Source organism: Undibacterium pigrum (genome assembly GCF_003201815.1).
Lineage (GTDB): Bacteria > Pseudomonadota > Gammaproteobacteria > Burkholderiales > Burkholderiaceae_D > Undibacterium > Undibacterium pigrum.
This window is the reverse complement of the sequence record NZ_QJKB01000001.1, coordinates 1,236,721-1,262,323: the sequence shown is the minus strand read 5'-3', so window position 1 is coordinate 1,262,323 and position 25,603 is coordinate 1,236,721. Positions and strand designations below refer to the sequence as shown.

The following is a 25,603-nucleotide window of genomic DNA, read 5'->3' as shown; positions in this document are numbered from 1 at the left end:
CACCATCAGATAAATAGCAAATTCTAAGAGTAAACAATATATCTTGTATTTGTGCGGAGGCCAGATTTGACATCCGCACTATGCTTAAAGCAATCAGTAGGGAGCTTTCTTGCTTGAGTCAAAAGTCCTGAGGCCAGCGCCGATCAGTTCTGGCGTAATGTTCAGGGCCCATGCTGCTGCAACTGCTGCCAGTACACTTTCTGCCTGGGCGACTTTTGCAGGTTTCAAGGCGCTCAGGGGCAGCAGGGCGGTTTCAGTCTCGCCATCTGCCAGCACGATATTATCGTCACGCAAAAACACCACACGTTCACCCAAGGCGCGGTGATTGACTATGGCTTCGAGCAACGGGTCCTTGCCATAAAAAATCACTTTGCCATCGCAGAGTTCTGCCAGGTCTGCCACGGCAGGGTCTGCAGCATTCAATACCGCGACGCCGTCAGGCAAAATTACATCAACCTGGGTACGCAAGACTTTGCGCATCTGGTCCGGACTGTCTATGTAATAAGCGCCCAGGTCGGCATGACCATCCAGATCGGTGACAACACCCACCGCGCATTTGTCATAGGCCAGACCATCGCTGAGCATGGCCCTGGCATTGGTTTCAAATACGGCAGCTTCTACAGAACGGTTAATCAGCAGTCTTTGGCCTGCTTCCCAGTTGGCGCAATCGCCATCGGTGACCAGGCGTTTGTTCAGGAACAGGCCCTGGGCGCAAGCGACGCCGGTTTCTTTGCCGCTGATATTAATCAGGGCACCGATCAGGCGTGCAATCAGGCTGCAACCTTTGGTGCCAGCGACGCCAACGATACTGATGCGGCCACTTTCCTCAGGCGCAAACAAATGATTGATGATGGCCTTGCCAACCGGGCGGCCTTCGCCATTGGCTGGCTTGATATGGGCCAGCAAGCCCGGACTGGCATTGACTTCAATAATCGCCGCAGCTTGTTCTGCCATAGGACGGGAAATGTCTTCTGCCACCAGATCAACACCGGCGATATCCAGGCCAACGATACGTGCAGCGAGCGTCGCAGCATAGGCAATATCAGGGTGGATTTTGTCGGTCACATCAACAGCAACATTGCCGTTCGGTTGTATCAATACTTTTTGACCTGCCAGCGGGATGGAATTGGCATCCATGCCCTGACGCTTCAATTCGAGGATGATTTCTGCACCTGCTGCCGGGTCCAGCGCATTCAGAGGGCAGTCTTCTGTCGTACCACGTCGTGGGTCAGTATTGATCTGGTCATCGACCAGTTCAGTAATATTCGATTTGCCATTGCCAGTCACCCACAGTGATTCACCTTTGCCAACTGCAACGACCTGGTTGCCGACGACCAGCACACGGTGTTCGTCACCAGTGATGAAACGCTCAACGATGACGCTTTTACTATCGCCCTTGCGGGACGCCAGTTCATAGGCGGCAATGACATCTTCTTTGCTCATCAGGTTCAGTGAAACACCACGGCCATGGTTGCCATCATAAGGTTTGATGACGACGGGTAGGCCGATATCCTGTGCTTCTTCCCAGGCTTCTTCAGCACTGCGCACCAATGAGCCTTCTGGTACAGGCACGCCGCAAGATTGCAGCAAGGTCTTGGTCAGGTCTTTGTCGCTGGCAATGCTTTCAGCAATGGCACTGGTGCGGTCAGTTTCTGCTGTCCAGATACGGCGCTGCGCTGCTCCATGGCCCAGTTGCACCAGATTGCCATCTGTCAGGCGTATGGACGGGATGCGGCGGTCAGTGGCGGCATCAACAATGCTGGCCGTACTTGGGCCCAGGCAGCGGTCATCCACCAGTTCACGCAATTCCGTCACTCTGGCTTGCAGGTCAAACGGCTGGTCTTCAATTGCGGCCATCAGCAAGTCGCGTCCAATTTGCAGGGCAGCACGTCCTACCTGTTCTTCACGGGTACGGAAAGCCATTTTATACACGCCGGTCACATTGGTAGAGCGTGTCTGGCCAAAACCGGTGCGCATGCCCGCCAGGTTTTGCAATTCAAGTACAACATGTTCAAGGATATGACCAGACCAGGTGCCTTCGCGCAGGCGTTCCAGAAATCCGCCACGCTCTCCGACACCACAGCGATGCTCTATGATGCCCGGCAACCAGGTTGTCAGTCTTTCATACAGGCCAGGAATTTTATTGGATGGAAACTCTTCCAGCGCACCAATATCCAGCACTGCTTCAATGACAGGGCGGTAAGTCCAGATATTCGGGCCACGCAAGTGCGTTGCGCTGAGAATGCGGATGTCTTTCTTGTTTGTTGTCATGTATGTAAACTTTTATAAGCCGGGTTTATGCAGACCAGGTCTTGTCATTTTAGAGCGTTTCTTCGTTTTACCTGAATGCGCAACATTTCGAGCTGGCTGGGCTGGACAAGATTTTCTGGTGCCTTGAAAATCTTGTCATCGCCACAATGTTACTGGCATATCATATTGAAAGCGGCTGTGAAAGGCACGCCTGCTGATATACTTGCGCGCCAGCGCAAAAGCAGTTCATCCTCTTGATCAGAGTTATCTGAATATTTTTCTTCCGATAGAATACCGTAAATTGCTGCTTCCGTGACATGGCTTATGCCGGAAACGGAAACCAAGTGATCTCTTTTACTAAAATTTATGTCCTGATTTGATTCGGGACCAGCTCTTGAGCCGGAGTTCATTTTACGATGACCACAACACAATTCAGCCCCGAACAGCCTGTTACATCACTTCCAGTATCCTGGCAGTCTGACCTCAATAGTCAGATCGCCAAGGGCGAGAACGTTTTAGCTGCCCTGGAGGTTGACCTCGACAACAAACTTCGCTTCCGCAAGGGCTTGCTGGTTGTGACAGAGCAGCGCCTGCTGACCAAGTCACCAGGCGAATCTGACTGGAAAGAATGGCGTTTCCGCCAGGGTTTGCAATTAAGTCATCATGACCATGCAGGTGTTGGCCATCTGGAGCTGGTGGATGAGCAGGGCTTGCAGGCTAGCTGGCGCTTTACCCTGGGCCAGAATTTGCATGCCATACGCCTGCTGGACCACTTCAAGGAACAGTTACTCAGCCATGTGACGGGCATGCCGGTAGTTCGTGCTGAACAAAATATCTGTCCTAGCTGTAAAGCCGTACTGGAGCCGGACCAGGAAGAATGCCCGGTGTGCACCAAGGTCACTTACACGCCGCCATCGACTTGGACTTTGTTGCGCCTGTGGCGTTTTGCTCATCCTTACCGCTTGCAATTGTTCATCGGCTTCTCGCTGATGTTGCTGGGCACTGCTGCGCATATGATCCCGCGTTATCTGACCAAACCGCTGACGGATGAGGTGCTGATTCCTTATCAAAACGGTACCTATGTCGACCCCAAGCTGGTGGTGTTTTACATTGGCGGCCTGCTCGGTTCTGCGGTTGTTGCATGGCTGCTGAGCTGGGGCAAGACGTATATCCTGGCGCTGGTGTCAGAGCGCATAGGCGCCGATTTGCGTACTGCTACCTATGAGCATTTGCTGAAATTGTCTCTCGAATATTTTGGTGGCAAACGCACCGGTGACCTGATGTCGCGTATAGGCAGTGAAAGTGACCGCATTTGCGTTTACTTATCCCTGCATCTGCTGGACTTTGCAACTGACGTATTGATGTTCATTATGACCGCCGGTTTCCTGTTACAGATCAATACCAAGCTGGCCCTGGTGACTTTGCTGCCACTGCCATTCATTGCCTGGATGATCCATTTGGTGCGTGACAAGTTGCGTACTGGTTTTGAAAAGATAGACAGGGTATGGGGTGAGGTCACCAATGTCCTGGCCGATACCATCCCTGGCATACGTGTGGTCAAGGCTTTTGCCCAGGAAAAGCGCGAAGCAGGACGCTTCCGCGAAGCCAACAAGCATAATCTGGCGGTCAACGACAAGCTCAACAAGGTCTGGTCGCTGTTTTCACCGACGGTATCATTCCTGACGGATCTCGGTATTCTGGTGGTCTGGGGCTTTGGTATCTGGCAGATTTCCAAGGGTGATATTACCGTTGGTTCGCTGGTGGCTGCAGTGGCTTTCATCAGTAACTTTTATGGCCGTATTGATTCCATGAGTCGTATCGTGTCCGTGACGCAGAAATCTGCTTCGGCTGCCAAGCGTATTTTCGATATTCTTGACCATGTATCAAGCGTGCCTGATCCGCAAAACCCTGTGAAAGTAAAAGAAGTCAAAGGCCAGATAGAGTTGCGTGAAGTGGGCTTTCGCTACGGTAACCGTGCCGTCAACCGTGGTATCAACCTGAACATCAAACCAGGTGAAATGATAGGTCTGGTTGGTCATAGCGGCTCAGGTAAGAGTACGCTGGTGAACCTGATATGCCGCTTCTATGATGTCTCGGAGGGTGCGATCTTGCTGGATGGTGTTGATATACGCTCATTTGCTGTGTCGGATTACCGCCAAAATATCGGCCTGGTCTTGCAGGAGCCTTTCCTGTTCTTTGGCACCATTGCTGAAAATATAGCCTACGGCAAGCCAGGCGCGACTCGTGATGAAATCATTGCGGCGGCGCGCGCTGCCCATGCCCATGAATTCATCTTGCGCCTGCCGCAGGGCTATGACTCCATGGTCGGCGAACGCGGCCAGGGCTTGTCTGGCGGTGAGCGCCAGCGTATCTCGATTGCCCGTGCCTTGTTGATTGATCCACGTATTTTGATCATGGATGAAGCGACTTCTTCCGTTGATTCACAAACTGAAAAAGAAATCCAGAAAGCGCTCGATAATCTGGTGCAAGGCCGTACCACAATAGCGATTGCGCATAGGTTGTCTACATTGCACAAAGCCGACCGTCTGGTGGTACTGGACAGAGGCCAGGTAGTGGAAGTAGGCAGCCATGATGAATTGATGGCCAAAGAAGGTGCTTACTATAACCTGTACCAGGCGCAAGCCCGTAACGCAGAACTGGTCGAGGAGTAAAAGAAGATGACAACAACAAAATTTACCCTGACCCGCAATTCTTTCGGCAAACTGATACTCAACAACGAGGCCGGTGAAATATTTGAAGGCGTTAGCCCGGTGCGGGCATTTCCTATCCAGTCACCATTGGTGGGTATCTCGCTCGTCATGACAGATGGTCGTGAAGTCGCATGGATAGATCAACTCGATGATCTGGCCGCAGATGCGCGTGAACTGGTCATGGAGGAGCTGGAAGGGCGCGAGTTCATGCCTGAGATCAGCAGCATTCTCAGAGTCACCAGCTTTGCCTTGCCATGCACGTGGACAGTAAGCACTGATCGCGGCGAGACTGATTTTGTCCTCAAGGGTGACGAAGACATACGCCGCATAGGCAAGACCTCTTTATTGATTACCGATAATCACGGTATACAATTTTTGATACGTGATATGTATGAGATAAACAAACACAGCCGTAAGATACTTGATCGCTTTTTATAATTTTTCTTGTGATGGCATGGATACCAGTTTAAAACTTATACCCATATAAATTGGTATCTCTGCTTTCACCCTCCAGCACTACGACAGCTTCGAGCTGAAATCCCAGACTTTGCAGTAATTTATTCGACGCGCTATTTTCAGGTGAGGTAATTCCTGCCAGTTTGGTGATGCGCAAATGTTTATTGGCATATTCCAGCGTCGCTGAGGCTGCTTCTTTTGCGTAGCCCTGTCCTGTAAATTGCGGTAGCAAGGCATAGCCTATATCCACATTCTTCAGGGTTTCACGCTTGATCAGGCCGCACAGGCCTATGGGCTGCGCATCTTCCTTGCGTTCCACCATGTACAGGCTGAAACCGATTTTTTCCTGGCTGGTCATGGGACCATTGATGATGTCGGTACGTGCCTCATCCAGTGTACGTATACCCTTGTCACGGATGTTTTCTATGAATGATGGATCATTCACCAGCGCCAGGTAAAAAGCCGCATCGTCTGTGGTGAGGGTGCGCAGTTGCAGTCTTTCTGTCGTGATGATGATGGTCATTCTTGTCTCCAGAGAAATATCCAGTCTAAATTGCCCTCTTTCAAAAGGCTATAGCTATTTATTGATGCTGTGCATACTTATCAGCACAACAAGGTCTGTTTTTCAGACTAAACTGATGTTGCCAACCTACAGACTTGTTAACTTGTTATACAAAGCGATGAATTGGATAAACTTTTTTTCACATTCCATAGTCTGCGGCGTAATATTGTTATATGGCATTAAGCTTTTCTTAGCTTTTGGGCATGGCGATAGCGTTTGATGTGAGGTGTTCTCGCGGATATCGGCATGGCTTTAGCCTTGAGAGGCTGGTGTAAAACTTATTACCTATCCATATTCGTACTCAGGGGAAGCTATGAAATCTCTCAAAGCCAGACTCATCATTGTTATCGGATTATTGGTTGCTGTTTGTACCATAGTGTTGACTATAGGTAGCTACCTAAGGATGAAATCCCAGATAGAAACTGACCTCAACAATGAAATTCGTGGCGTCGCCGCAGGCTATAACGCCGTTTTGAGTAACTGGATACAGACCAATCTGTCTTTGATGGAGAGTCTGGCGCAAGGCTTGGGTAATGGGGCAGATTTGCAGACAAGCCTGACCATGATGCGTGCTGGTGGCAACTTCCTGAGTGTTTATCAGGGCCAGCCAGACAAACAGTTTACCAACATCCCCGCTGATCCTCCTCCTGCCGGGTTCGATCCTACAGTGCGTCCCTGGTATAAAGCGGCGATGGATGCCAAGAAACCCATCGTGACTTCTCCCTACATGGGTGTAGCTCCTCCAGGATTGATGATTACCTTTGCCGCACCTGTTAAAGGTGGTGAGGGCGGGGTGGTGGGTGCAGACGTTTTCCTGACCAAGATTGTTGATCAAATCCTGACCATCAAACTGGCAGGGGGCGGTTATGCCTTCTTGCTGGACAAAAGCGGTCAGGTCCTGGCCCATGCTGACCAGACCAAGGTCATGAAAATGGCCAAGGAAATCACTCCTGATCTGGCGCTGGACAATCTGGCTAGCCTGTCCAAACAAAAAGACCCGATACTGACAGAAATTGGTGGCAAGCCACATTTCATGCTCTTGCAGCAAATTACCGGCTCTGACATTTATCTGGCTCTTGTCATCGACAAGAAAAAAGCCCTGGAAGCGCTGGATCAGCTCTTGATTATTTCGGCGGTTGTCCTGCTTATCTTGCTGGGTGTGATCATGCCTTTGACGACTTTGCTGGTCGGCCGCATGCTGGCTGGTTTGCAGCGCGTGCGTGACGCCATGTCAGATATCGCAGCTGGTGGAGGTGACCTGAGTCGTAAAATCGATGTCGAAGGGGATGATGAAGTTGCGCAGACCGCTTCTGCATTTAACCGTTTCCTCGAACAATTGCGTGTCATGGTAGTGGATGTGCGCAAGGCGACAGATTCCATTACTGTGGGAGCGACCGAAATCGCCACCGGCAATATGGATTTGTCTGGTCGTACCGAGCAACAGGCATCTTCACTGGAAGAAACTGCGGCAAGTATGGAAGAATTGACCGAAGCCGTGCGCAACAATGCCGATAATGCCCGCGAAGCCAACAAGATGGCCGTCAATGCATCTGATGTGGCAACCCAGGGTGGTGAAGTGGTTGGCAAGGTGGTCACTACCATGCAAGGTATCAGTGACAGCTCACGCAAGATTGTCGACATCATCAGCGTCATCGAAGGCATTGCTTTTCAGACCAATATCCTGGCCTTGAATGCGGCAGTAGAAGCTGCCAGGGCAGGTGAGCAAGGCCGTGGCTTTGCCGTGGTTGCCAGCGAAGTGCGTACCCTGGCGCAGCGTAGTGCTGCTGCTGCGCAAGAGATCAAAAACCTGATTGAAGACTCCGTCAACAAGGTCAGTGAAGGTTCTGAACTGGTTGATAAAGCTGGTGCTGCCATGACCCGTATTGTCTCGGCAGTAGATCAGGTGGCAGCGATCATCAATGAAATCACTACTGCATCGGTAGAGCAAAGCGATGGTATTCAGCAAGTCAATGTGGCTTTGGCGCACATGGATGAAGCGACACAACAAAATGCAGCTTTGGTAGAAGAAGCCGCAGCCGCCGCGGGCTCACTTGAAGAGCAAGCCAATTTGTTGAAAACAGCCATGTCAGCCTTCCGTATGGAAGAGTCAGGCTCTGGCCCGCGCATAGCACCGGCCAAGTCCAGCTGGGCGAAGAATAAGGCTTCTGCACCCAGCCTGGGATATGACGATTAAACTTTTTGACTAATCAAGCAAGGGTTGCAATCACCGGCGCATGATCCGATGGTTGCTCCCACTTGCGTGGTACGCGGTCAATTACACAAGAAGTGCATTGTTTCGCCAGTTCTGCTGATAGCAAGATGTGGTCGATTCGTACACCTTTGTTCAGGCGGAAGCCAAGAGCACGGTAATCCCACCAGCTAAAGGATTTTTCTGCCTGCTCAAACTGACGGAAGCTATCACTCAAGCCCAGGTCTATGAGGCTTTTCAGGGCAGCTCTTTCTTCCGGTGATACCAGGTTCATACCCACCCATGCTGCGGGATCATGGACATCCCTGTCTTCCGGAGCGATGTTGTAGTCGCCCAATATCGCCAGCTTGGTGTGGCGTGTCATTTCTTCCCTGACCCAGTTTTCCAGCGCGGCAAACCATTTCAACTTGTATTGGAACTTGTCTGAGTCCGGTGCCTGGCCATTTGGTACATAAGCGCAGATAACGCGTATGCCTTCTATAGTGGCGGCGATAATGCGTTGCTGTTCATCCTCGAACTGTGGATTATTCTTTTGAATGTCCGTCATGTTATGCTTCGACAAAATTGCCACGCCGTTATAGGTTTTCTGGCCGGTAAACGCAACCTGATAACCTGCGGCTTCTATCTCTGCCTGAGGAAATTTATCATCAGTAAGTTTGGTTTCCTGTATGCATAGCACGTCTACAGGATTGGTTTCCAGCCATTGCAAGACTTGTGGCAATCTGACTTTAAGGGAATTAACGTTCCAGGTGACTAGTTTCATGTAGGTAATTTTGTATGAATGTGGGTGCTTGCAGGAAAATGTGCATCAATGAACATGCCTGCAAAGGCTTTGATGGTGACGTCTATTATACGATGTAGTGAATTGAGAATGCTTGTGCCCGGATACGCTGCGAAATGGAAGTGTCGCTCCTATTTGCAACAGAGCATGACTTTTCAATTGTTGACTTTTAGCAACCCGCTTAATGTTTTTTCGTTTTGGAAAGATACTAAAATGGATCAACGCAGCTTCTTTTTTTGATTTGCCATGCTCAAGTGTTTTATCTCCTGTTTCATCGCCATGCTGATCTTTGGCACGCAAGTTGCGCTTGCTGCGACCACTGTAATTCGTTATCCCAAGCCTGCAGCCAGAACAGACAGCCATTTTGATTATGTGCACGAGCTGCTCGCGGAAGCACTGTCTCAATCTCCCAACAAATACCAGCTTTTGCCCAGTAAAGCGACCATGCAACAGGGGCGGGCAGTGCATGAAATGAAAAACGGCACGGGCGAGGTTGATCTTTTGTGGAGTATGTCTACCGACGAAAGAGAGAAGTCGCTGATCGCTATTAAAATTCCTATCGACAAAGGTTTGCTGGGATGGCGCATCCCTTTTGTCCTCACTGAAAACCGGCAAATGTTCAAAACCATCCGTACATTGCGGGATATGGACAACTATTCAGCAGGACAAGAGCAAGATTGGCCAGATGTCAAAATTCTTGAGCATAACGGGCTCAAGGTAAGTACGGCTAATTCTTACGAAGCCTTGTTCAGTATGCTGGAAGCAGGGCGCTTTGATTATTTTCCCAGGTCTGTCATGGAAATCTGGCGTGAGCAGGAGCTGCACGCCAGCAAAAACCTGTTGATCAGTCCGGATATCGCCCTGCATTATCCTGCTGCTTATTATTTTTTTGTTTCCCCCGTCAAGCGTCAGTTTGCCGAAGACTTGACCAATGGCCTGGAAAACATGGTGCGTAATGGGCAATTTGAGAAAATTTTCCTCAAATATCATCAGAGTGCCATACAAAAAGCAGGCCTGAAACAAAGAACGGTGCTGGAGCTGCAAAATCCTTTTTTGAATCCTGCAAACATGCCACTGCACCGTACTGAGCTTTGGTTCAAGCCTTAGGTTCAAGTATTTTGCTTTTGCCTGATGTCGAAGTATTGATGTTTTCAGCGCGATTTTTGTAAAACCCAAGTATGGTACGGGCAGTGTCACCTACCAGGAAATTTGCCCAGCCTTCGGCATACCAGTTGAAATTGGTCGATACACGTGTTTTGACCTTGATTTGCAGGCGTGTGCCATGCGCTTCTGGCGTCAAGGTGTAAGAAGTGTCTTCAAGATTAAAATACTTCCCGCCTATGACGATGTGATCATCCAGCGAACCTGATGGGAAAGAATCTGCATTAAACTTATATGTCCATGCAATATGGCGGTTGAGTTCCCATGCCGTGATTTCTTCTTCAAATGTTATACCTCGTTGCCAAACGAGTTCACGCTTTCCACCCACTTTTCCTTCCAGCGTTGTCGCCTGTATGGGAAAAGGCACGCCTATGCGGTAGGCAAAGCCGGATTTCAATTCTTCAGGATGTATATCTTGAGGGTGGTTGATTAATTGCCAGATCGTTTCAGGGCTGGCATTAATGAGAATGTCTTTCTGTATGATTTGTGTAGTGGCTGCCGGAGTGATTTGCTGTTCTGCCGTGCCAAGCAGGAGTGGTAATAGCAGGAACGCACTACACCATTTTCCAGCGTTTTTATTGGTTGCCGAGAATATCAGGCCGCAAATTGCTCCTAAAACCCCCATGATGATAAACAGGGGAATCGCCATAACGATGCAAATCATACCTTCACGTAGCAATGCACCAGCCGCAAAAACAAATAAGGCGATGGATAATGCAGATAATCCACTTGCTGTTATCCAGCCTCCCAACGCCTTTTTCTTTGCAATATGTCCCGTCAACAAACCAATACACAAAGGTATGCCGGCCAGGAAAGAGGTCAGCATCAATCCGCTGGCGCCATTTTGCGGGCTGGAAAACAGAGAGGAAAAAATTTTGTATGCACCTACGCCATACAAACCGCCAACTGCCATCAGTAAAATATAAGCAATTAATTTGCCGCACCATCTGACAAAAGCAAAGTAATAGTTTTTTTCTGGCGACGATGTAGTCGATGCGCCTGCAACTTCATGCGACTCTTTGTCATTGTTATCTGGTACTTGCATGATCCTCTTCGCTTGCAAATGGCTTAACTGAAATAAAAAAAGCGTGCACCACATTGCGGTGCACGCTTTGATCTTGAAACTGCTGCTTAGCCTGCGCGGTTGATCAGGAAAGTTGTCAGCAAAGGTACTGGACGGCCAGTGGAGCCTTTGGCTGCACCGGATTTCCAGGCTGTACCAGCGATATCCAGATGGGCCCAGGTATATTTCTTGGTATAACGCTCAAGGAAGCAGGCTGCCGTGATACTGCCACCGGCTGGGCCGCCAATGTTTGCCATGTCGGCAAAATTGGATTTCAGTTGCTCGTTATAGGCTTCTTCGATAGGCATGCGCCATGCTGTATCGCCAGTTTGCTTGCCCGCTGCCAGCAATTCTGCTGCCAGTTGGTCATGCGCTTCATCATGACGGGTGAACAGGCCAGAGTTATGGTGACCCAGGGAAGTCACGCAAGCACCGGTCAGTGTAGCCACGTCAACCACGGCTGCTGGTTTGAAGCGTTCTGCATAAGTCAGTGCATCACACAGGATCAGGCGGCCTTCGGCATCCGTATTCAGGATTTCGATAGTCTGGCCAGACATGGACGTGACGATGTCGCCAGGACGGGTAGCACTGCCGGAAGGCATGTTTTCGCAAGTAGGGATGACGGCGATGACGTTCAGTTTCAGTTTCATTTCACCGATAGCGCGCATGGTGCCCAGTACAGAAGCTGCACCGCCCATGTCGTATTTCATTTCATCCATGCCAGCGCCGGCTTTCAGCGAGATACCGCCGGAGTCAAAAGTAATGCCTTTGCCTACCAGAACAACTGGCGCATCCTTGACTTTACCGCCATTGTGCTTGAGCACGATGAATTTCGGTGGTTCTACCGTGCCATTGGTGACAGACAGGAAACTACCCATTTTGAGGGCTTGTATCTGTTTGCGGTCCAGCACTTCAGCGACCATTTTATAGTCGGTAGCGATTTTCTTGGCAGTATTGGCCAGATGGGTAGGTGTGCAGAAATTAGGTGGCAGGTTACCCAATTCTTTGGTCAGGTCCATGCCATTGGCAAGGGCAACGCTTTGTGCCAATGCATTTTTAGCAGCAGTTGCGTCAGTAGCGGCAACGGCAATTGCCACTTTCTTGACGCCAGAAGTGGATGTGTCTTTTTTGCTTTTCAGGCCATCAGCACGGAAGATGCTTTCACGGAAAGCCACGACTGTACTACGTATGGACCAACCCAGATCGCGGTCTTTGACTTCTGGCAGGGCGATAACGGCATCGTTTGCACCCAGGCCAGCCAGTGTACGGGCAGCAGCCTGTACAGCCAGGTTGTAGGCTTTTTCGCTGACGGCAGCGGCTTCTTCACCCAAACCCACCAGCAATACGCGCTCTGCAGCGACATCAGCCAGTTTGCGCAACAGCAGGGATGTACCCGCTTTGCCAGTAATATCGCCAGATTTCAGGGCAGCGGCGATGTCGCCAGACTTGTCCAGACCTGCTGCGGCAGCAGAAAGTTTCTTGTTTTCATAGACGCCAACTACGATACAGCCTGTCTTAATTGCTTTATGGGCAGTCGAGGCACTTTTTGCGTCGATTGTTTTTATGCTAAAGTCCACGTATTACTCCTCTTTGTAAGTCTCGTAAAACAGACATTATAATCCTACTCATGATTTTTCAGCGCGCGCTTCGACGTGAATTAAACAGTGCCGCAGGCGCAGTCTTCACAACTCTGTTCACCATCACGATCTCGGTGATGCTTATCAAGATCCTTGGCAATGCCGCGGGAGGCAAGGTTGCGTCTGCCGATGTGGTGGCCCTGATAGGCTTCACTGCATTGATGAATATGCACATTTTGCTGCTGCTGACCGGTTTTATCTCGGTTTTGCTGGTAGTTACGCGTAGTTACCAGGATTCTGAAATGGTGGTCTGGTTTGCTTCTGGCCTGAGCCTGACGCAATGGATCAAGCCAGTATTACGCTTCGGTGGTCCCCTTATCATTCTTACTGGCTTGTTGAGCTTCATCGTTACCCCCTGGGCTAATCAGCAAAATGTGGAATTTCGTGAGCGTTTTGAAAAACGCTCGGATATTGCCAAGGTTGCGCCGGGCAAGTTTCAGGAATCGGCATCATCTGATCGCATCTTCTTTGTTGAGGAAGTGGCTGGTGATCTCAGTAAAGTACAAAATATTTTCATTAATACCTATAAGGATGGCCGCTCCAGCATTGTCGTTGCCAGGGAGGGTATGGTCGAAATTGACAAAGCCGGTGACAAATTTCTGGTCATGAGCAAAGGACGGCGGTATGACGGTTTGCCGACTGCGCCTGACTTTCAGATGATGCAGTTTGAAAAATACGGGGTGCTGGTATCCAGTCAGAATGCCAGCGTTACTGGTGACAAGTCGGCCAAGTCCATGCCATTGACGGCCTTGGTAGAAAATCTTGATAGCACCAAACTCGGTGAATTGTTGTGGCGCATATCCCTGCCAGTCATGTGTGCGGTGTTATTGTTGCTGGCAATTCCTTTGGGCTATGTTAATCCGCGGGTAGGGCGTTCAGCCAATCTCATCGTGGCCTTGTTGCTGGTTGTGATTTATCTGTCTGTGACGAATATATTGCAGGCACTGGTCGTACAGGAGCGCAGCAGTTTTGCCATGGCATGGTGGCCACATCATTTGTTCGTGGCTTTAATGACTCTCAGCATGTTTTTATGGCGTTTGAAAGTAAATAGCCGCTGGCATCCTTTGATATTGTGGTCACGCTGCAAATCGAGTTTCCGCGCTAAGGAAAAGTGTTCAGCATGAAAATTTTACAAAGATATTTTGGCGTTGAAATCTTGCGCGCCGTCCTGTTCGTCATGCTGGCTCTGCTTGCCCTGTTTTCGTTCTTTGATTTGGTCAACGAGTTGCAATCTTCCGTCAATAAAGGTGGGTATCAGCTCAAGCATGCCGTGCTCTATGTTTTTCTGGGTTGGCCTGGTTACATCTATGAGTTCATGCCTATTGCGGTCCTGATAGGGACAATTTATGTATTGGCGCAATTCGCTTCCAATTCTGAATTCACCATCATGCGCGCTTCCAGCATGTCTACCATGATGGCAGGTACGATTTTATTAAAGATAGGCATGGTATTCGTGGTGATGACTTTTCTGTTTGGAGAAGTTATTTCTCCAGTTTCCAGCAAACTGGCAGAGAAAATTAAACTCAATGCTATCGGTGAGTCATTGGCGCAAGAATTTCGTACTGGTTTGTGGACCAAGGATCTGGTGCGTGAAAATGGCTTGACCGGTGAAGTCATAGGCTCCCGGTTTTTGAATGTCAAAGAAATTTTGCCAAATCGCCATCTTAAAGGCGTCAAGATATTTGAATTTGATAAGAACTTTCATCTGTCACGTGAAATGACAGCGGAAAACGCCGAGTACATGGGCAAGAATACCTGGCGTCTGTCTGATGTTATAGAAACATCTTTTCCCAAGACATTAACCAGTGAAGATATTGCTGCGGTTAAAAGCCAGAAACTGGCAAGTCGTGACGTGGTGTCAGAAGTGACGCCAGATATTCTGTCCGTTCTGTTCGCAGACCCTGACCGTATGTCGGCGACTGATCTGGCTGCATTTACCAAACATCTTGCTGACAATAAGCAGGACGGCGAACGCTATGAAATCGCTTTCTGGAAAAAAATTACTTACCCGTTTGCAGTGTTAGTGATGATGGCCCTGGCCTTGCCTTTTGCTTATCTGCATGTGCGTAGCGGTGGTGTCAGTTTGAAGATTTTCAGTGGCATCATGATAGGTATGGTGTTCTATCTTATTAATGCCTTGTTTTCGCATGTGGGTTTGCTCAATACCTGGCCAGCGCTGGTGACGGCATTGGTGCCAAGTATCCTGTTCCTGATCATTGCTGCGCTTGGTCTGAGATATGTGGAAAGAAACTGATGGCGAATAAATCTGCACTTATCCTGTTCGCTCATGGTGCCCGCGACCCACGCTGGGCAGCTCCTTTTCAGCGTCTGCAGGCGATGACGCAAGCCAGTTCGCCTGAACTTACAGTGGAGCTGGCTTTTCTTGAATTCATGACTCCGTCCTTGCCAGAACTGGCGGCACAACTGGTTGCCAATGGTTGCGACAATATTACCCTGGTCCCCGTGTTTTTGGGGCAGGGTGGACATGTCTTGCGGGACTTGCCCTCACTGATAGAAGCCATCCGTGGAAATCATCCAGGCTTGCAATTCAGGATCGTCAATGCAGTGGGTGAAGATGAAACAGTCTTGCAAGCGATGCGTGATTATTGCCTGAAGTCTTTGTGAAGTTCTGATTCGCTCTGAAGTTTTAAGCACTTCCCAGACTAACTGGAGCTAAATCCCATTCACGCAATGGGAACTAATTGCCCTTGCAAATATGAGTAATTCACAGAACAATGATGATGTAGTTTTTAATGGCTATGGATTCATTTGTTACTGCAGGAACTTCTGTTGAATACCGGGATGCAGAACTGCGTACAACTTCGACCATAATTCTCTTTGTCTCCTTAATCACAACATAATGAAAAAAATAGGCTTGGTACTTTCTATCGCGGTCCTTAGTGGCTGCGCTTCTCAGCAAACACTCACAAAATTTTCAGGGGCTATTCCTAAAAGTGTTTGTATTGCGAAACATGAAGCTGTGCGTGACACGGTAGTGGATGTTCTGCAAGAGGGCTTTCGCGCACGTGGTATAGAAACAAAAGTGATCAGTGCAAGCTATGTTCAAAAAAATAACGTATGGCATCCCACACCCAATTCATCAGAAGTAGCAAATTGCGAGGCTGTCGTTTTTTATGTTGCGAACTGGCATTGGGACTTGGCCATGTATATGAGGTTTGCCAATATCTGGATTACTGATCCAACGTTGACAAAGAGATTTGCCAGCACTTCTTATCAGGCAGGTGCCGGTCCTGATAAATTTATAGATGCCAGGAAAAAATTGCTGTCGATGGTAGAGGCGCTTTAAACGTTGCGATGATGTGCGCTGGCTCGTAATTGCTTGCCGTGCTGTTTTGGGCCTGCCATTACGAGATATAAGCCATCAGCAAATTAAATAAACGTGAACAAGCATGAGCAAACGTGAACAAACCTTTTCGATGTTAATGTGTTTTTGAATCGCCAGACAAAAACTATGTTTCGACAAAAAACAAAATGCGCATTTACTTTTGCAACATTTGCACTGTTTGCTTTGTTGGCTGGTTCTGCGCACGCTGGCCAGGTATTGGCAGTTGGTACTGAGTTCGCCAACGTATTCGAACGCAGCCCCAATGGCGAGTTCACTGGCCTTGGAGCTGACATCATTCGTATGTTGGCCAGGCAAAATGGCGATGAGGTTAAGTTCGAAATCTATCCGTGGGCCAGGGCACAATGGATGGTGGAGCACGAGCAGGCGCAAATACTCATAGGCCCTTACAAGACAGTGGAAAGAGAAGCCAAGTACGGTTTTGCCAAGCGAGCTTTCTATCGCGACGTTATGGCCTTGTATATACGCAAGGGTTCGGATGTAAGCTGGGATGGTAATTATGCCAGTTTGCCAGGCCAGCGCCTGGGAGTGATTAATGGCTGGGTATACGGGCAACAATTTGAGAGCCTGCGGTCTGGCATCAAACCAGTGATTGCAAATACCCTGACCAACGGATTGAATATGCTGATGGCAAAGCGGGTAGATTTCCTGGCAACCAATATGCGCAATACAGAAGCAACCATGAAAACCATGGGTATCAGCGATGAGATGCAGATGATAGAACCCTTCATGGACATGCAGGATGGTTACCTGGCTTACTGCAAGAGTATTGCCTGTGAACAGCTACGTTTACGTTATGACGAGTTGTATGAACAATTAAGGGATGGCGGAGTCTTGCAATTAATGGCACGCAGACTGGGCGTCAGGTTGCCGCCATAGTGCCTTAATCGAATTTTTTCAGGATGATTTGCTAGCGCGTGCACGCATAGCCTCACCCATCATGACCAGTACTGGCCCTGTACTGAGTGGCAAACCTTTGGATAATTCATCCAGACTCAATGCCTGGCTGCATTCGTTGGGGCGGCTGCAATTTTCTATGATGACCACAGGCAGATTGCCGGGGAAGTTAGCGGCTAGCATGCGTTGCGCCGTCAATGTGGCTTCCTTGCCCCCCATATACTGCACCAGGGTGTCGCATTCAGGGATGCGGGTGTCGGTAGTTTCACCGGGAGCCGTGCTGGATGTGAACAAGGCGACACTGCGCGCTACCCCGCGCTTGGTCAGGGGTTGTCTCACACTGGCAGCCGCTGCCAGTGCCGTAGTGATGCCAGGGACGATTTCGTATGCAATGCCGGCGGTTTCCAATGCGGTCAGTTCTTCGTCAGCACGGCCAAACAGCATGGGGTCACCTCCCTTGAGGCGAACCACCAATGTATATTGTGCTGCACATTCCAGCATCTGCTGATTGATATGCTCCTGCGCTGCAGAGCGTTGTCCACTGCGTTTGCCTACCGAGATTTTGACTGCTTGCGGACACAGGTCCAGCATCTCGGCCGTGACCAGTGCGTCATACAAGACCACGTCTGCCTGCGCCAGTAAACGGGCACCACGTACCGTAATCAGGTCGGCAGCACCTGGGCCCGCTCCTATCAGATAAACCTTGCCCTGAGTTTGCGACATAACTCAGGCCAGATGTATCATGCCAGCAGCTACGGTCTGGTGCGTGACTTCATCAATGAGGATGAAGGCACCGGTAGAGCGCAAGTCTTGATAATCATCGACTGCCAGCGCCTGAGCCACATTCAGCGTCACTGTGGCGATGTCATTCAGTTTCAGGATGTCGGCGGGACGACGCTCTTGAGTATTGATGTCAAGCAAAGTATCTATGCCTGTGACCCTGGCAGCGACTTGTCTGGTAGTGTGCTTGAGCCAGTATTTGCGACGGATATCCAGCGCATCTTCCGACAACCAGCACAAATCAGCCTTGACGGTTTTCAACAGGGTCGCAGGACGGTCTGCACCCACCAGCATGTCGCCGCGTGAAATATCTACATATTCGTCCAGCAAGATCGTCACTGATTGCCCAACAACGGCGGTGTCAAGCGAAGTATCCAGCGTCAAAATATCTTTGACTGTCGCTGTCTGACCACCAGGTTGCACCAGCAGTTTATCACCCTTGCTGATCTTGCCTGCTTCGATACGGCCCATATAACCACGGAAGTCATTCGCTTCATGACCATTGTGGCGCGCTACCAGCTGTACCGGGAAACGGAAAGGCTCGTCATGGCAGGCATCATAGACGTTTAATGATTCCAGTAACTCTATCAGCGTCGGGCCTTTATACCAGGCCAGCTTGTCACTGGCTGTGACCACATTGTCACCCGCCAGGGCAGACAGCGGGATAGGGCGTATGTCTTTCAGGCCCAGTTGATCGGCAAATGCCTGGTAAGCACCAATGATGCGCTCATACACAGTCTGGTCATAGTTCACCAGATCCATCTTGTTGACAGCAACGATGACGTGTTCAATCTGCAGCAGGTGAGCAATGGTGGAATGGCGTTTGGTTTGTGTCAGCAAATCGACACTGCCGTCGTCATTCAATTTAACCTTTGAGACGTCGATCAAAATGATCACTGCATCGGCAGTCGATGCACCAGTCACCATATTGCGTGTGTACTGTTCATGGCCAGGTGTATCGGCAATGATGAATTTGCGTTTTGGTGTAGCGAAGTAGCGATAGGCCACGTCGATGGTGATGCCTTGTTCGCGTTCTGCTTCCAGGCCATCAGTCAGCAGGGACAAGTCTATGGTGTCGCCAACGGTGCGCTTGTGCTTGGCGCGTGAGATGGCATCAAGCTGGTCAGCAAAAATGCCCTTGCTGTCAAACAGCAGGCGACCAATCAAAGTGCTCTTACCATCATCGACAGAACCCGCCGTGATGAAGCGCAACAGGCCACGTTCTCTACCAACGGCGGCAGTCAATTGTTCTACGGCGTTCATTAGAAATATCCTTCTTTTTTACGTTTTTCCATCGATGCTTCTGATGTCTGGTCATCCATGCGTGTGGCGCCACGTTCTGTAATTTGGGTAATTGCGGTTTCAGCGATGATGGCTTCTACTGTAGTAGCATCTGAAGACACCGGGCAGGTGCAGGAGATATCGCCAACAGTACGGAAGCGCACTATTTGCGTTTCTACCGTTTCACCATCGCGTGGAGGTGTCAGATCCGTCAGCGGGACCAGCAAGCCATTGCGTGGTATGACCTGGCGTTCATGGGCAAAATAAATCTGTGGCAATTCCAGTTTTTCACGGGCGATGTATTGCCATACGTCAAGCTCGGTCCAGTTCGAGATAGGGAAGACGCGCATGTTTTCACCGGCGTGCACGCGGGTGTTATACAGGTCCCACAATTCTGGGCGTTGTGCTTTTGGGTTCCATTGACCAAATTCGTCACGGAAAGAAAATATCCTTTCCTTGGCACGCGCTTTTTCTTCGTCGCGACGGGCGCCGCCTATGCAGGCATCAAACTTATGCTCGGCAATGGTTTCCAGCAAGGTGACGGCTTGTGCAGCATTACGTGAGTCGGTTGTCGGGTTGCGCAGGCGTACTGTGCCACGGCGTATCGATTCTTCTACCGAACCGACGATCAGGCGCTCACCCAGTTGGGCCACTCGCTTGTCACGGAAGGCGATGACTTCAGGGAAGTTATGACCAGTATCGATATGCACCAGCGGGAAAGGAAATTTACCCGGGCGGAAAGCCTTTTCTGCCAGGCGCAGCAAGACGATGGAGTCTTTGCCGCCAGAAAACAGCAGGGCAGGGTTGCTGCATTCAGCCGCGACTTCGCGCATGATATGGATGGCTTCGGATTCCAGCCAATCCAGGTGGCGATTGCTCGCAGCATCAATAAAATGGTTTTCCACGACAGTATTCATGATTTTTCTTCTTCAGACAGCTTGTTTAATTCGGATCAGCTTGCCATCCACTACATGCAGGCCACATTCCTTGGAATCGGGATTTTCCCACCACCATCGCCCAGCCCTGACATCTTCACCTGGCTGTATCGCGCGGGTGCAGGGTTCACAGCCTATCGATGGATAACCTTTGTCGTGCAAAGGATTGTAAGGCACATTGTTGCTTCTGAGATAGTGCCAGACATCATCTTCTGACCAATCTGCCAAAGGATTAAACTTTTGCAGGCCATGTGTTGCATCATCTTCCTGTATCGCCAGTTCAGTACGTGTTGCAGACTGCGCACGGCGCTGGCCTGTGACCCAGGCCTTGTTGCCTGCCAGGGCACGTTTCAGCGGCTCTACCTTGCGTATGCGGCAGCATTCCTTGCGCATTTCCACGCTGTCGTAAAACGCATTTTTGCCATGCTGGCTGACATAATTTTCTACTGCGGTTGCATCAGGCTTGAACAACTTGATTTCTGTGCCATAGGTCTCTTTGACTTTATCGAGCATGCCCAGGGTTTCTGCATGCAGGCGTCCGGTTTCCAGCGAGAAGATCGTGATATTCAATTTCTTGCGCAAGATCAGGTCAGTCAATACCATATCTTCTGCCGCCAGACTGGAAGCAAATACGGCTGGTTCAAAATCATCAGCGATTCTCTCCAATATAGCCTGTGTTGCTGCAAGGCGCTCCTGAAAATCACTCATGCCTCTGCTCCAGTGCGCTCCGCACGGCGGAACAGGGGATTTTTTTCATCCCAGGAGGTCTGGTATTTTTCAGAAAAATCAGTCAGACCCTTGATTGCATCGTGGATATTCTTGTCTTCACGAGTGGCAAAGGCATTGAAGCCGACGCGCTGCATGTAAAACAACTGGTCGCGCAAGACATCGCCGATAGCGCGCAATTCACCAGTAAAGTTGAAACGTGAGCGCAGGTTATAGGCGATGGAGTAACCGCGGCCATCAGCAAATTTAGGAAAGTCCACTGCCAGCAAACTAAAGCGACTGATATCTTCTTTTAATTCTTTCGCCTGTTCATCACTGCTGAACCAGACGGCGATATCCGTACGGTTCAACAGGCTTTCGCGTTGCAGCAACCATACCTTCAGAGGGATGATGACTTTGCCTGCGGGTACGCTGACGGCATCCGGTGTTTCATTCTCGGTCAGACGCAGCACTGTCCAGTCGTCGCTGACGATGGCTTTATCTTTAATAATTTCTCGCATGATGCACTTTCTTAATTTCAGTAGCTGACAGCAGTACCGGCGTCTTCGCCATGATGCTCATTGGTACGTATCGGCGTTGCATACACAAATTCCTTGAATGGCGCGATACCCAGGCGTTGCGCTGTATCGATGAAACGTTCGTTTTCGAGACGGTCGCGCACATATACCTGAATGATGCGGTCTATTACTTCAGGCATTTGTCCAGCAGCGAAAGACGGGCCTATGATCTTGCCTATGGCTGAGCTATTACCCTGAGCTCCACCAATGGACACCTGGTAAAACTCGCTACCGTCTTTATCCACACCCAAAATGCCGATATTGCCGACATGGTGATGGCCGCAGGCGTTGATACAGCCAGACATATTCAATTCTATGTCGCCAATATCATGCAGGTAATCAAGGTCGTTGAAGCGGTCCGTGATATCCAGCGCGATGGGGATGGATTTGGCATTCGCCAGCGCGCAGAAGTCACCACCTGGGCAGCAGATCATGTCGGTCAGCAAACCGATATTTGGTGTTGCCAGGCCATGCGCCTTGGCTTCTTGCCATACGTTGAACAAGTCAGCGACTTTAACGTCCGCCAGCACCAGGTTTTGCTCATGTGTGACACGCAGTTCGCCAAAGCTGTATTGATCAGCCAGATTGGCAATAAAATCCAGCTGCTCAGAACTGGCATCGCCAGGCGGTACACCAGGTTTTTTCAGCGAAAGTACCACAGCTGAATATCCAGCCACTTTATGTGGTTTGACATTGCGCTTGACCCAGTTGGCGAAAGACTTATTGTCTTGCAGATGCTGCTCATAAGCGGCATCTTGCGCTGGCAGGCTTTCATAGTCTGGCGTTGTGAAATAGCTGGCCACGCGTTTCAATTCTGCTTCAGTCAAAGTGGCTGGGCCGTCTTTTATATCTTGCCACTCTTCTTCTACCTGACGCGCGAAATCTTCTGCACCTATGGCTTTCACCAAGATCTTGATACGGGCTTTGTAGATATTGTCGCGACGACCGTACTGGTTGTAGATACGCAATATCGCTTCCAGGTAAGTCATGACATGCTTCCACGGCAGGAAATCACGTATCACGCTACCCAGGATAGGCGTGCGGCCCATACCACCACCGACCATGACTTTAAAGCCGACTTCGCCAGCTTCATTGTGTACTACAGTCAGGCCAATATCGTGTACTGCAATCGCGGCGCGGTCTTCTTTTGCACCATTGATGGCAATCTTGAACTTGCGCGGGAGGTAGGCAAACTCAGGATGGAAGGTGGTCCATTGACGCAAGATTTCTGCATAGGCACGTGGGTCTATCACTTCATCGGCAGCTACGCCGGCGAATTCATCTGAAGTAATATTGCGCATGCAGTTGCCAGAAGTCTGGATGGCATGCATTTCTACAGATGCCAGTTCTTCCAGGATATCTGGTGTGTCTTCCAGATTGATCCAGTTGTACTGGATATTCTGACGCGTCGTAAAGTGACCATAGCCACGATCATATTTGCGGGCAATATGGGCAAACTTGCGTACCTGATTCGACGACAGCATACCGTAAGGCACTGCCACCCGCAGCATATAGGCGTGACGCTGCATATACAGGCCGTTTTGCAAACGCAAAATACGGAATTCATCTTCGCTCAATTCATTCGAAAGCCGGCGGCTAACCTGGTCACGGAATTGCGCAATACGTTCCTTGATGATTTGGTGATCGTGCTGGTCGTAACGATACATCTTTAATTACCCATAAAATGCGTCTGTAAGTACGCGATTGCAAACAGAGTCAGAGGACAAGCTTGGCAGCAACCAAAGTCAGGGTGGTTGCCAACAGGCCACGTAAAAATTTTTCCGGTACTGCACGGGCTGCCATCGAACCCAAAGTAATTCCAGGCAAGGAACCTATCAAGAGGCTGCCCAGCAAAACCCAGTCTATCGAACCCAGCCACCAGTGACCGAAGGCAGCGATGGCCGTCAAAGGTACAGCATAGGCGATATCTGTACCGGCGATATGCGCGGCAGACATGCGTGGATACAGCATGACCAGTAAAGTTGCGCCAATCGCACCAGCTCCGATGGAAGAAATGGTCACCAGTGTGCCCAGTACCGCACCTGAAACAATGGTCGCAATCGCCAGGTTTTTACCTTGTAATTGCTTTTCAGGATGCTTGTTCAGCCAGTTCAGCATCTTGCCTTTAAACAGCAAGGCCACCACGGTCAGCAAAACCGAGACAGCAATGGAATAGCGTATCAGCTGGCCAATTTCCTTGTCCAGTGCACCAAAATTTTTGAGAAACAGGGTCGCGACCACTGCTGCTGGCAAGGCACCATAGCATAGCAGGCGAACCACATGCCACTCTACCGTGCCGCGCAGTCTATGGGTAAAAGTACCTGTAGCCTTGGTAATAGAGGCAAAGGCGAGATCGGTGCCCACTGCCACTGTCGGTGATACGCCGAACAGCAAAGTAAGCAGGGGGGTCATCAGCGAGCCACCACCCACGCCGGTAAGACCGACCAGAGTGCCCACTGCAAATCCCGAAAATATATAGGTCAACGTCATTTCGCCCTCGCGCAAAGTAGGTGCATCGTAATGAATACCGGCTTTATTCCAAACTACTTAGTATTCATTTGCTTATATACGTATTTGACATATGCAAAATCGCTGGACTGATATTGCCTTTAGTTTAATTCGTAAAAACAAAATAAATTATTTAAGAGACAATTTATGCAAGAAAGCTTGCGCTTTTGATGTGTTTTTTTTTGGGCGCGGCCTTGTTTGAGAAATGCATGTGCATCTGATCAGGAATATATCGACACGAAAAAATAGACGGCCGGGAAACTTCTTTAAAAACAAGCATAGATGTTGCCATGCGGAAATGCGAGGCAATTCAAGCAATATTTTCAATAATTCTTATGTTGATATCTGTTTTTCGTATGTAGTGAATTCGTCGCATAGTCTTATACAGCATGTTCAAGCAGCAATTTTATTTTTGCGTATAATTCAATTGCCGAATATGTCGGCAGGTTGTACGTCTTCAGGGCGGGGTGCAATTCCCCACCGGCGGTAAATTCATAATATTGCTTTGGCAATACACTGAACAAGCCCGCGAGCGCTTGCAATAAAAACGGCTGTAGCAAGTTTGCAGCAGTTTGCAAGGTCAGCAGATCTGGTGTGATTCCAGGGCCGACGGTCATAGTCCGGATGAGAGAAGATGCGCCTCATGTAAAGCACCTATGGTGAAAACCATGGGCGCTTGCGTCTGGCTATTCGTTTTTTTGCTCCCTGAAACGTCTTTTGCACATTTACTTTTGCCGGAGCGTTTCATTATGTTGAATACTATTAGTAATATTAGTACTGCTGTTCCATTCTCCATTTCCGCCCAGCCGGAAATATTATCCCTTAGTCCATTTGATCAACGCCTGTCCAGGGCACTGGCAGACCTGCGTCTTGGCCGTCCTGTATTGCTCATGGATGACTTTGACCGGGAAAACGAGGCTGACCTCATCGTCGCCGCAGAAAAAATCACTATTGAATCCATGGCCAGGCTGATACGCGATTGCAGTGGCATCGTGTGCTTGTGCCTGACAGACGACAAGCTGCAGCAACTCGATTTACCACCCATGGTCAGCCATAATGAAAGCCGCTATGGCACGGCTTTCACTGTGTCAATAGAAGCCAAACAAGGTGTGACGACAGGTGTTTCTGCGGCTGATCGCGTTACCACCATTCTGACTGCCATTGCAGCAGATGCCAAACCTGAGGATTTGGCCCGGCCTGGCCATGTCTTCCCTTTGCGTGCGGCTCCCGGTGGCGTACTCAGCCGGCGCGGACATACTGAGGGTTCAGTTGATTTGGCTATCATGGCGGGCTTGTCACCAGCAGCGGTATTGTGTGAACTGATGAACCCGGATGGCAGCATGGCTAAAGGTGCGCAAATCATAGAATACGCAGTGACCCACGATATTGTGATACTGACTATCGATGAACTGGCCAGTTACCGGGCATCAGCCACAGTGTAGTATTCTTTATTGTATTGATCACAAAGGCTAATGAGGGTGATGACTATGAGCGTATTCAGAAAATGTTTGCTGCTGAACATGTTATTGGTCGTCACGCTCAGCAATGCCGAACCTGCCTCCTGGTATAAATGGCGTAGCAAACTCAATGCCCATGTCACTTGTTCCCAGACTTCGCCAGGCGAGGGATGGGAGCAATTAGCGCAAGCTTATCTGGATGCCCGTTGCGAACGACCCAAACCACACTGAAACAAACCATCCAAAAGAAGTAATCCAAAGTTTTTGT

General features: G+C 49.7%; 24 protein-coding genes and 1 riboswitch. Of the genes, 11 read left to right on the top strand and 13 right to left on the bottom strand.

Translation table 11 applies throughout. The features are described from left to right. Positions 1 to 93: 93 nt before the first annotated feature. Positions 94 to 2,271 (bottom strand): cyanophycin synthetase, encoded by a 2,178-nt coding sequence (locus DFR42_RS05540; RefSeq protein ID WP_110253900.1) that lies wholly within the window; start codon positions 2,269 to 2,271, stop codon positions 94 to 96. A 149-nt stretch (positions 2,272 to 2,420) separates the two neighbouring features. Further along, positions 2,421 to 2,660 (bottom strand): hypothetical protein, encoded by a 240-nt coding sequence (locus tag DFR42_RS28955; RefSeq protein WP_146218787.1) that lies wholly within the window; start codon positions 2,658 to 2,660, stop codon positions 2,421 to 2,423. Between the two features lie 6 nt (positions 2,661 to 2,666). On the opposite strand from DFR42_RS28955, the gene DFR42_RS05535 reads away from it, so the two are divergent. Both DFR42_RS05535 and DFR42_RS05530 read left to right on the top strand, forming a co-directional pair. Then, on the top strand, positions 2,667 to 4,922 hold the full coding sequence (locus DFR42_RS05535) for a cyanophycin metabolism-associated ABC transporter (RefSeq protein ID WP_110253899.1): 2,256 nt from the start codon (positions 2,667 to 2,669) through the stop codon (positions 4,920 to 4,922). A 6-nt stretch (positions 4,923 to 4,928) separates the two neighbouring features. Next, complete coding sequence (locus DFR42_RS05530; RefSeq protein WP_110253898.1) at positions 4,929 to 5,399, top strand: cyanophycin metabolism-associated DUF1854 family protein; 471 nt, start codon at positions 4,929 to 4,931, stop codon at positions 5,397 to 5,399. A 28-nt stretch (positions 5,400 to 5,427) separates the two neighbouring features. Here DFR42_RS05530 and DFR42_RS05525 read toward each other — a convergent pair whose 3' ends face one another. Further along, positions 5,428 to 5,940 (bottom strand): GNAT family N-acetyltransferase, encoded by a 513-nt coding sequence (locus DFR42_RS05525; protein WP_110253897.1) that lies wholly within the window; start codon positions 5,938 to 5,940, stop codon positions 5,428 to 5,430. Between the two features lie 352 nt (positions 5,941 to 6,292). On the opposite strand from DFR42_RS05525, the gene DFR42_RS29850 reads away from it, so the two are divergent. Then, on the top strand, positions 6,293 to 8,173 hold the full coding sequence (locus tag DFR42_RS29850) for a methyl-accepting chemotaxis protein (RefSeq protein ID WP_110253896.1): 1,881 nt from the start codon (positions 6,293 to 6,295) through the stop codon (positions 8,171 to 8,173). A 13-nt stretch (positions 8,174 to 8,186) separates the two neighbouring features. Here DFR42_RS29850 and xth read toward each other — a convergent pair whose 3' ends face one another. Next, positions 8,187 to 8,951, bottom strand: coding sequence for an exodeoxyribonuclease III (gene xth, locus DFR42_RS05515; RefSeq protein ID WP_110253895.1), 765 nt, complete (start codon positions 8,949 to 8,951; stop codon positions 8,187 to 8,189). A 264-nt stretch (positions 8,952 to 9,215) separates the two neighbouring features. Here xth and DFR42_RS05505 point away from each other — a divergent pair, with 264 nt between their 5' ends. Continuing rightward, positions 9,216 to 10,076, top strand: a complete 861-nt coding sequence (locus DFR42_RS05505) for a type 2 periplasmic-binding domain-containing protein (protein WP_110253893.1) — start codon at positions 9,216 to 9,218, stop codon at positions 10,074 to 10,076. Here the strand turns inward: DFR42_RS05505 and DFR42_RS05500 are convergent. Then, a complete protein-coding gene (locus tag DFR42_RS05500; RefSeq protein ID WP_110253892.1) occupies positions 10,066 to 11,175 on the bottom strand; it encodes an SRPBCC domain-containing protein in 1,110 nt (369 codons plus the stop codon). The genes DFR42_RS05505 and DFR42_RS05500 overlap by 11 nt on opposite strands. An 86-nt stretch (positions 11,176 to 11,261) precedes the next feature. Further along, positions 11,262 to 12,770, bottom strand: a complete 1,509-nt coding sequence (locus tag DFR42_RS05495; protein WP_110253891.1) for a leucyl aminopeptidase — start codon at positions 12,768 to 12,770, stop codon at positions 11,262 to 11,264. 50 nt (positions 12,771 to 12,820) lie between these two features. Between DFR42_RS05495 and lptF the strand changes: the two genes are divergently transcribed. The 5 genes from lptF (at position 12,821) to DFR42_RS05470 (ending at position 17,073) form a co-directional block, all read left to right on the top strand. Next, positions 12,821 to 13,954 (top strand): LPS export ABC transporter permease LptF, encoded by a 1,134-nt coding sequence (gene lptF / locus DFR42_RS05490; RefSeq protein ID WP_110253890.1) that lies wholly within the window; start codon positions 12,821 to 12,823, stop codon positions 13,952 to 13,954. After that, positions 13,951 to 15,084, top strand: coding sequence for an LPS export ABC transporter permease LptG (lptG, locus tag DFR42_RS05485; RefSeq protein ID WP_110253889.1), 1,134 nt, complete (start codon positions 13,951 to 13,953; stop codon positions 15,082 to 15,084). The genes lptF and lptG overlap by 4 nt, the downstream gene beginning before the upstream one ends. Beyond that, a complete protein-coding gene (locus tag DFR42_RS05480) occupies positions 15,084 to 15,455 on the top strand; it encodes a sirohydrochlorin chelatase (protein ID WP_110253888.1) in 372 nt (123 codons plus the stop codon). The genes lptG and DFR42_RS05480 overlap by 1 nt, the downstream gene beginning before the upstream one ends. Positions 15,456 to 15,690: 235 nt before the next feature. Further along, positions 15,691 to 16,137, top strand: coding sequence for an Sbal_3080 family lipoprotein (locus tag DFR42_RS05475; RefSeq protein ID WP_110253887.1), 447 nt, complete (start codon positions 15,691 to 15,693; stop codon positions 16,135 to 16,137). Positions 16,138 to 16,302: 165 nt separating this feature from the next. Beyond that, positions 16,303 to 17,073, top strand: a complete 771-nt coding sequence (locus DFR42_RS05470) for a substrate-binding periplasmic protein (protein ID WP_110253886.1) — start codon at positions 16,303 to 16,305, stop codon at positions 17,071 to 17,073. An 18-nt stretch (positions 17,074 to 17,091) separates the two neighbouring features. Here the strand turns inward: DFR42_RS05470 and cobA are convergent, their stop codons facing one another. Genes cobA through DFR42_RS05435 form a run of 7 tightly spaced genes read right to left on the bottom strand, consistent with a single transcriptional unit; the run spans position 17,092 to position 23,860 of the window. Beyond that, the gene (gene cobA, locus DFR42_RS05465) at positions 17,092 to 17,814 is read right to left on the bottom strand and encodes a uroporphyrinogen-III C-methyltransferase (RefSeq protein ID WP_110253885.1); all 723 of its coding nucleotides are present in this window, start codon (positions 17,812 to 17,814) and stop codon (positions 17,092 to 17,094) included. Between the two features lie 3 nt (positions 17,815 to 17,817). Beyond that, a complete protein-coding gene (locus DFR42_RS05460) occupies positions 17,818 to 19,134 on the bottom strand; it encodes a sulfate adenylyltransferase subunit 1 (RefSeq protein WP_110253884.1) in 1,317 nt (438 codons plus the stop codon). Beyond that, positions 19,134 to 20,069 (bottom strand): sulfate adenylyltransferase subunit CysD, encoded by a 936-nt coding sequence (cysD, locus tag DFR42_RS05455; RefSeq protein WP_110253883.1) that lies wholly within the window; start codon positions 20,067 to 20,069, stop codon positions 19,134 to 19,136. The genes DFR42_RS05460 and cysD overlap by 1 nt, the downstream gene beginning before the upstream one ends. Positions 20,070 to 20,081: 12 nt before the next feature. Beyond that, positions 20,082 to 20,795, bottom strand: a complete 714-nt coding sequence (locus tag DFR42_RS05450; protein WP_110253882.1) for a phosphoadenylyl-sulfate reductase — start codon at positions 20,793 to 20,795, stop codon at positions 20,082 to 20,084. Beyond that, the gene (locus tag DFR42_RS05445) at positions 20,792 to 21,313 is read right to left on the bottom strand and encodes a DUF934 domain-containing protein (RefSeq protein ID WP_110253881.1); all 522 of its coding nucleotides are present in this window, start codon (positions 21,311 to 21,313) and stop codon (positions 20,792 to 20,794) included. The genes DFR42_RS05450 and DFR42_RS05445 overlap by 4 nt, the downstream gene beginning before the upstream one ends. Positions 21,314 to 21,330: 17 nt before the next feature. Beyond that, a complete protein-coding gene (locus DFR42_RS05440) occupies positions 21,331 to 23,037 on the bottom strand; it encodes a nitrite/sulfite reductase (protein ID WP_110253880.1) in 1,707 nt (568 codons plus the stop codon). Between the two features lie 49 nt (positions 23,038 to 23,086). Next, a complete protein-coding gene (locus tag DFR42_RS05435) occupies positions 23,087 to 23,860 on the bottom strand; it encodes a sulfite exporter TauE/SafE family protein (RefSeq protein WP_110254257.1) in 774 nt (257 codons plus the stop codon). A 467-nt stretch (positions 23,861 to 24,327) separates the two neighbouring features. Next, positions 24,328 to 24,518: riboswitch (FMN riboswitch) on the top strand. A 109-nt stretch (positions 24,519 to 24,627) separates the two neighbouring features. Between DFR42_RS05435 and ribB the strand changes: the two genes are divergently transcribed. Continuing rightward, positions 24,628 to 25,320, top strand: a complete 693-nt coding sequence (gene ribB / locus DFR42_RS05430; RefSeq protein WP_110254256.1) for a 3,4-dihydroxy-2-butanone-4-phosphate synthase — start codon at positions 24,628 to 24,630, stop codon at positions 25,318 to 25,320. A 45-nt stretch (positions 25,321 to 25,365) separates the two neighbouring features. Next, complete coding sequence (locus tag DFR42_RS05425; RefSeq protein WP_110253879.1) at positions 25,366 to 25,566, top strand: hypothetical protein; 201 nt, start codon at positions 25,366 to 25,368, stop codon at positions 25,564 to 25,566. Positions 25,567 to 25,603 lie beyond the last annotated feature (37 nt).

Bases quoted from the DNA above. Each gene is read 5' to 3' on its own strand.
- DFR42_RS05540 (WP_110253900.1), bottom strand. From the start codon at position 2,271: ATGACAACAAACAAGAAAGACATCCGCATTCTCAGCGCAACGCACTTG.
- DFR42_RS28955 (WP_146218787.1), bottom strand. From the start codon at position 2,660: ATGAACTCCGGCTCAAGAGCTGGTCCCGAATCAAATCAGGACATAAAT.
- DFR42_RS05535 (WP_110253899.1), top strand. From the start codon at position 2,667: ATGACCACAACACAATTCAGCCCCGAACAGCCTGTTACATCACTTCCA.
- DFR42_RS05530 (WP_110253898.1), top strand. From the start codon at position 4,929: ATGACAACAACAAAATTTACCCTGACCCGCAATTCTTTCGGCAAACTG.
- DFR42_RS05525 (WP_110253897.1), bottom strand. From the start codon at position 5,940: ATGACCATCATCATCACGACAGAAAGACTGCAACTGCGCACCCTCACC.
- DFR42_RS29850 (WP_110253896.1), top strand. From the start codon at position 6,293: ATGAAATCTCTCAAAGCCAGACTCATCATTGTTATCGGATTATTGGTT.
- xth (WP_110253895.1), bottom strand. From the start codon at position 8,951: ATGAAACTAGTCACCTGGAACGTTAATTCCCTTAAAGTCAGATTGCCA.
- DFR42_RS05505 (WP_110253893.1), top strand. From the start codon at position 9,216: ATGCTCAAGTGTTTTATCTCCTGTTTCATCGCCATGCTGATCTTTGGC.
- DFR42_RS05500 (WP_110253892.1), bottom strand. From the start codon at position 11,175: ATGCAAGTACCAGATAACAATGACAAAGAGTCGCATGAAGTTGCAGGC.
- lptF (WP_110253890.1), top strand. From the start codon at position 12,821: ATGATTTTTCAGCGCGCGCTTCGACGTGAATTAAACAGTGCCGCAGGC.
- lptG (WP_110253889.1), top strand. From the start codon at position 13,951: ATGAAAATTTTACAAAGATATTTTGGCGTTGAAATCTTGCGCGCCGTC.
- DFR42_RS05480 (WP_110253888.1), top strand. From the start codon at position 15,084: ATGGCGAATAAATCTGCACTTATCCTGTTCGCTCATGGTGCCCGCGAC.
- DFR42_RS05475 (WP_110253887.1), top strand. From the start codon at position 15,691: ATGAAAAAAATAGGCTTGGTACTTTCTATCGCGGTCCTTAGTGGCTGC.
- DFR42_RS05470 (WP_110253886.1), top strand. From the start codon at position 16,303: ATGTTTCGACAAAAAACAAAATGCGCATTTACTTTTGCAACATTTGCA.
- cobA (WP_110253885.1), bottom strand. From the start codon at position 17,814: ATGTCGCAAACTCAGGGCAAGGTTTATCTGATAGGAGCGGGCCCAGGT.
- DFR42_RS05460 (WP_110253884.1), bottom strand. From the start codon at position 19,134: ATGAACGCCGTAGAACAATTGACTGCCGCCGTTGGTAGAGAACGTGGC.
- cysD (WP_110253883.1), bottom strand. From the start codon at position 20,069: ATGAATACTGTCGTGGAAAACCATTTTATTGATGCTGCGAGCAATCGC.
- DFR42_RS05450 (WP_110253882.1), bottom strand. From the start codon at position 20,795: ATGAGTGATTTTCAGGAGCGCCTTGCAGCAACACAGGCTATATTGGAG.
- DFR42_RS05445 (WP_110253881.1), bottom strand. From the start codon at position 21,313: ATGCGAGAAATTATTAAAGATAAAGCCATCGTCAGCGACGACTGGACA.
- DFR42_RS05440 (WP_110253880.1), bottom strand. From the start codon at position 23,037: ATGTATCGTTACGACCAGCACGATCACCAAATCATCAAGGAACGTATT.
- DFR42_RS05435 (WP_110254257.1), bottom strand. From the start codon at position 23,860: ATGACGTTGACCTATATATTTTCGGGATTTGCAGTGGGCACTCTGGTC.
- ribB (WP_110254256.1), top strand. From the start codon at position 24,628: ATGTTGAATACTATTAGTAATATTAGTACTGCTGTTCCATTCTCCATT.
- DFR42_RS05425 (WP_110253879.1), top strand. From the start codon at position 25,366: ATGAGCGTATTCAGAAAATGTTTGCTGCTGAACATGTTATTGGTCGTC.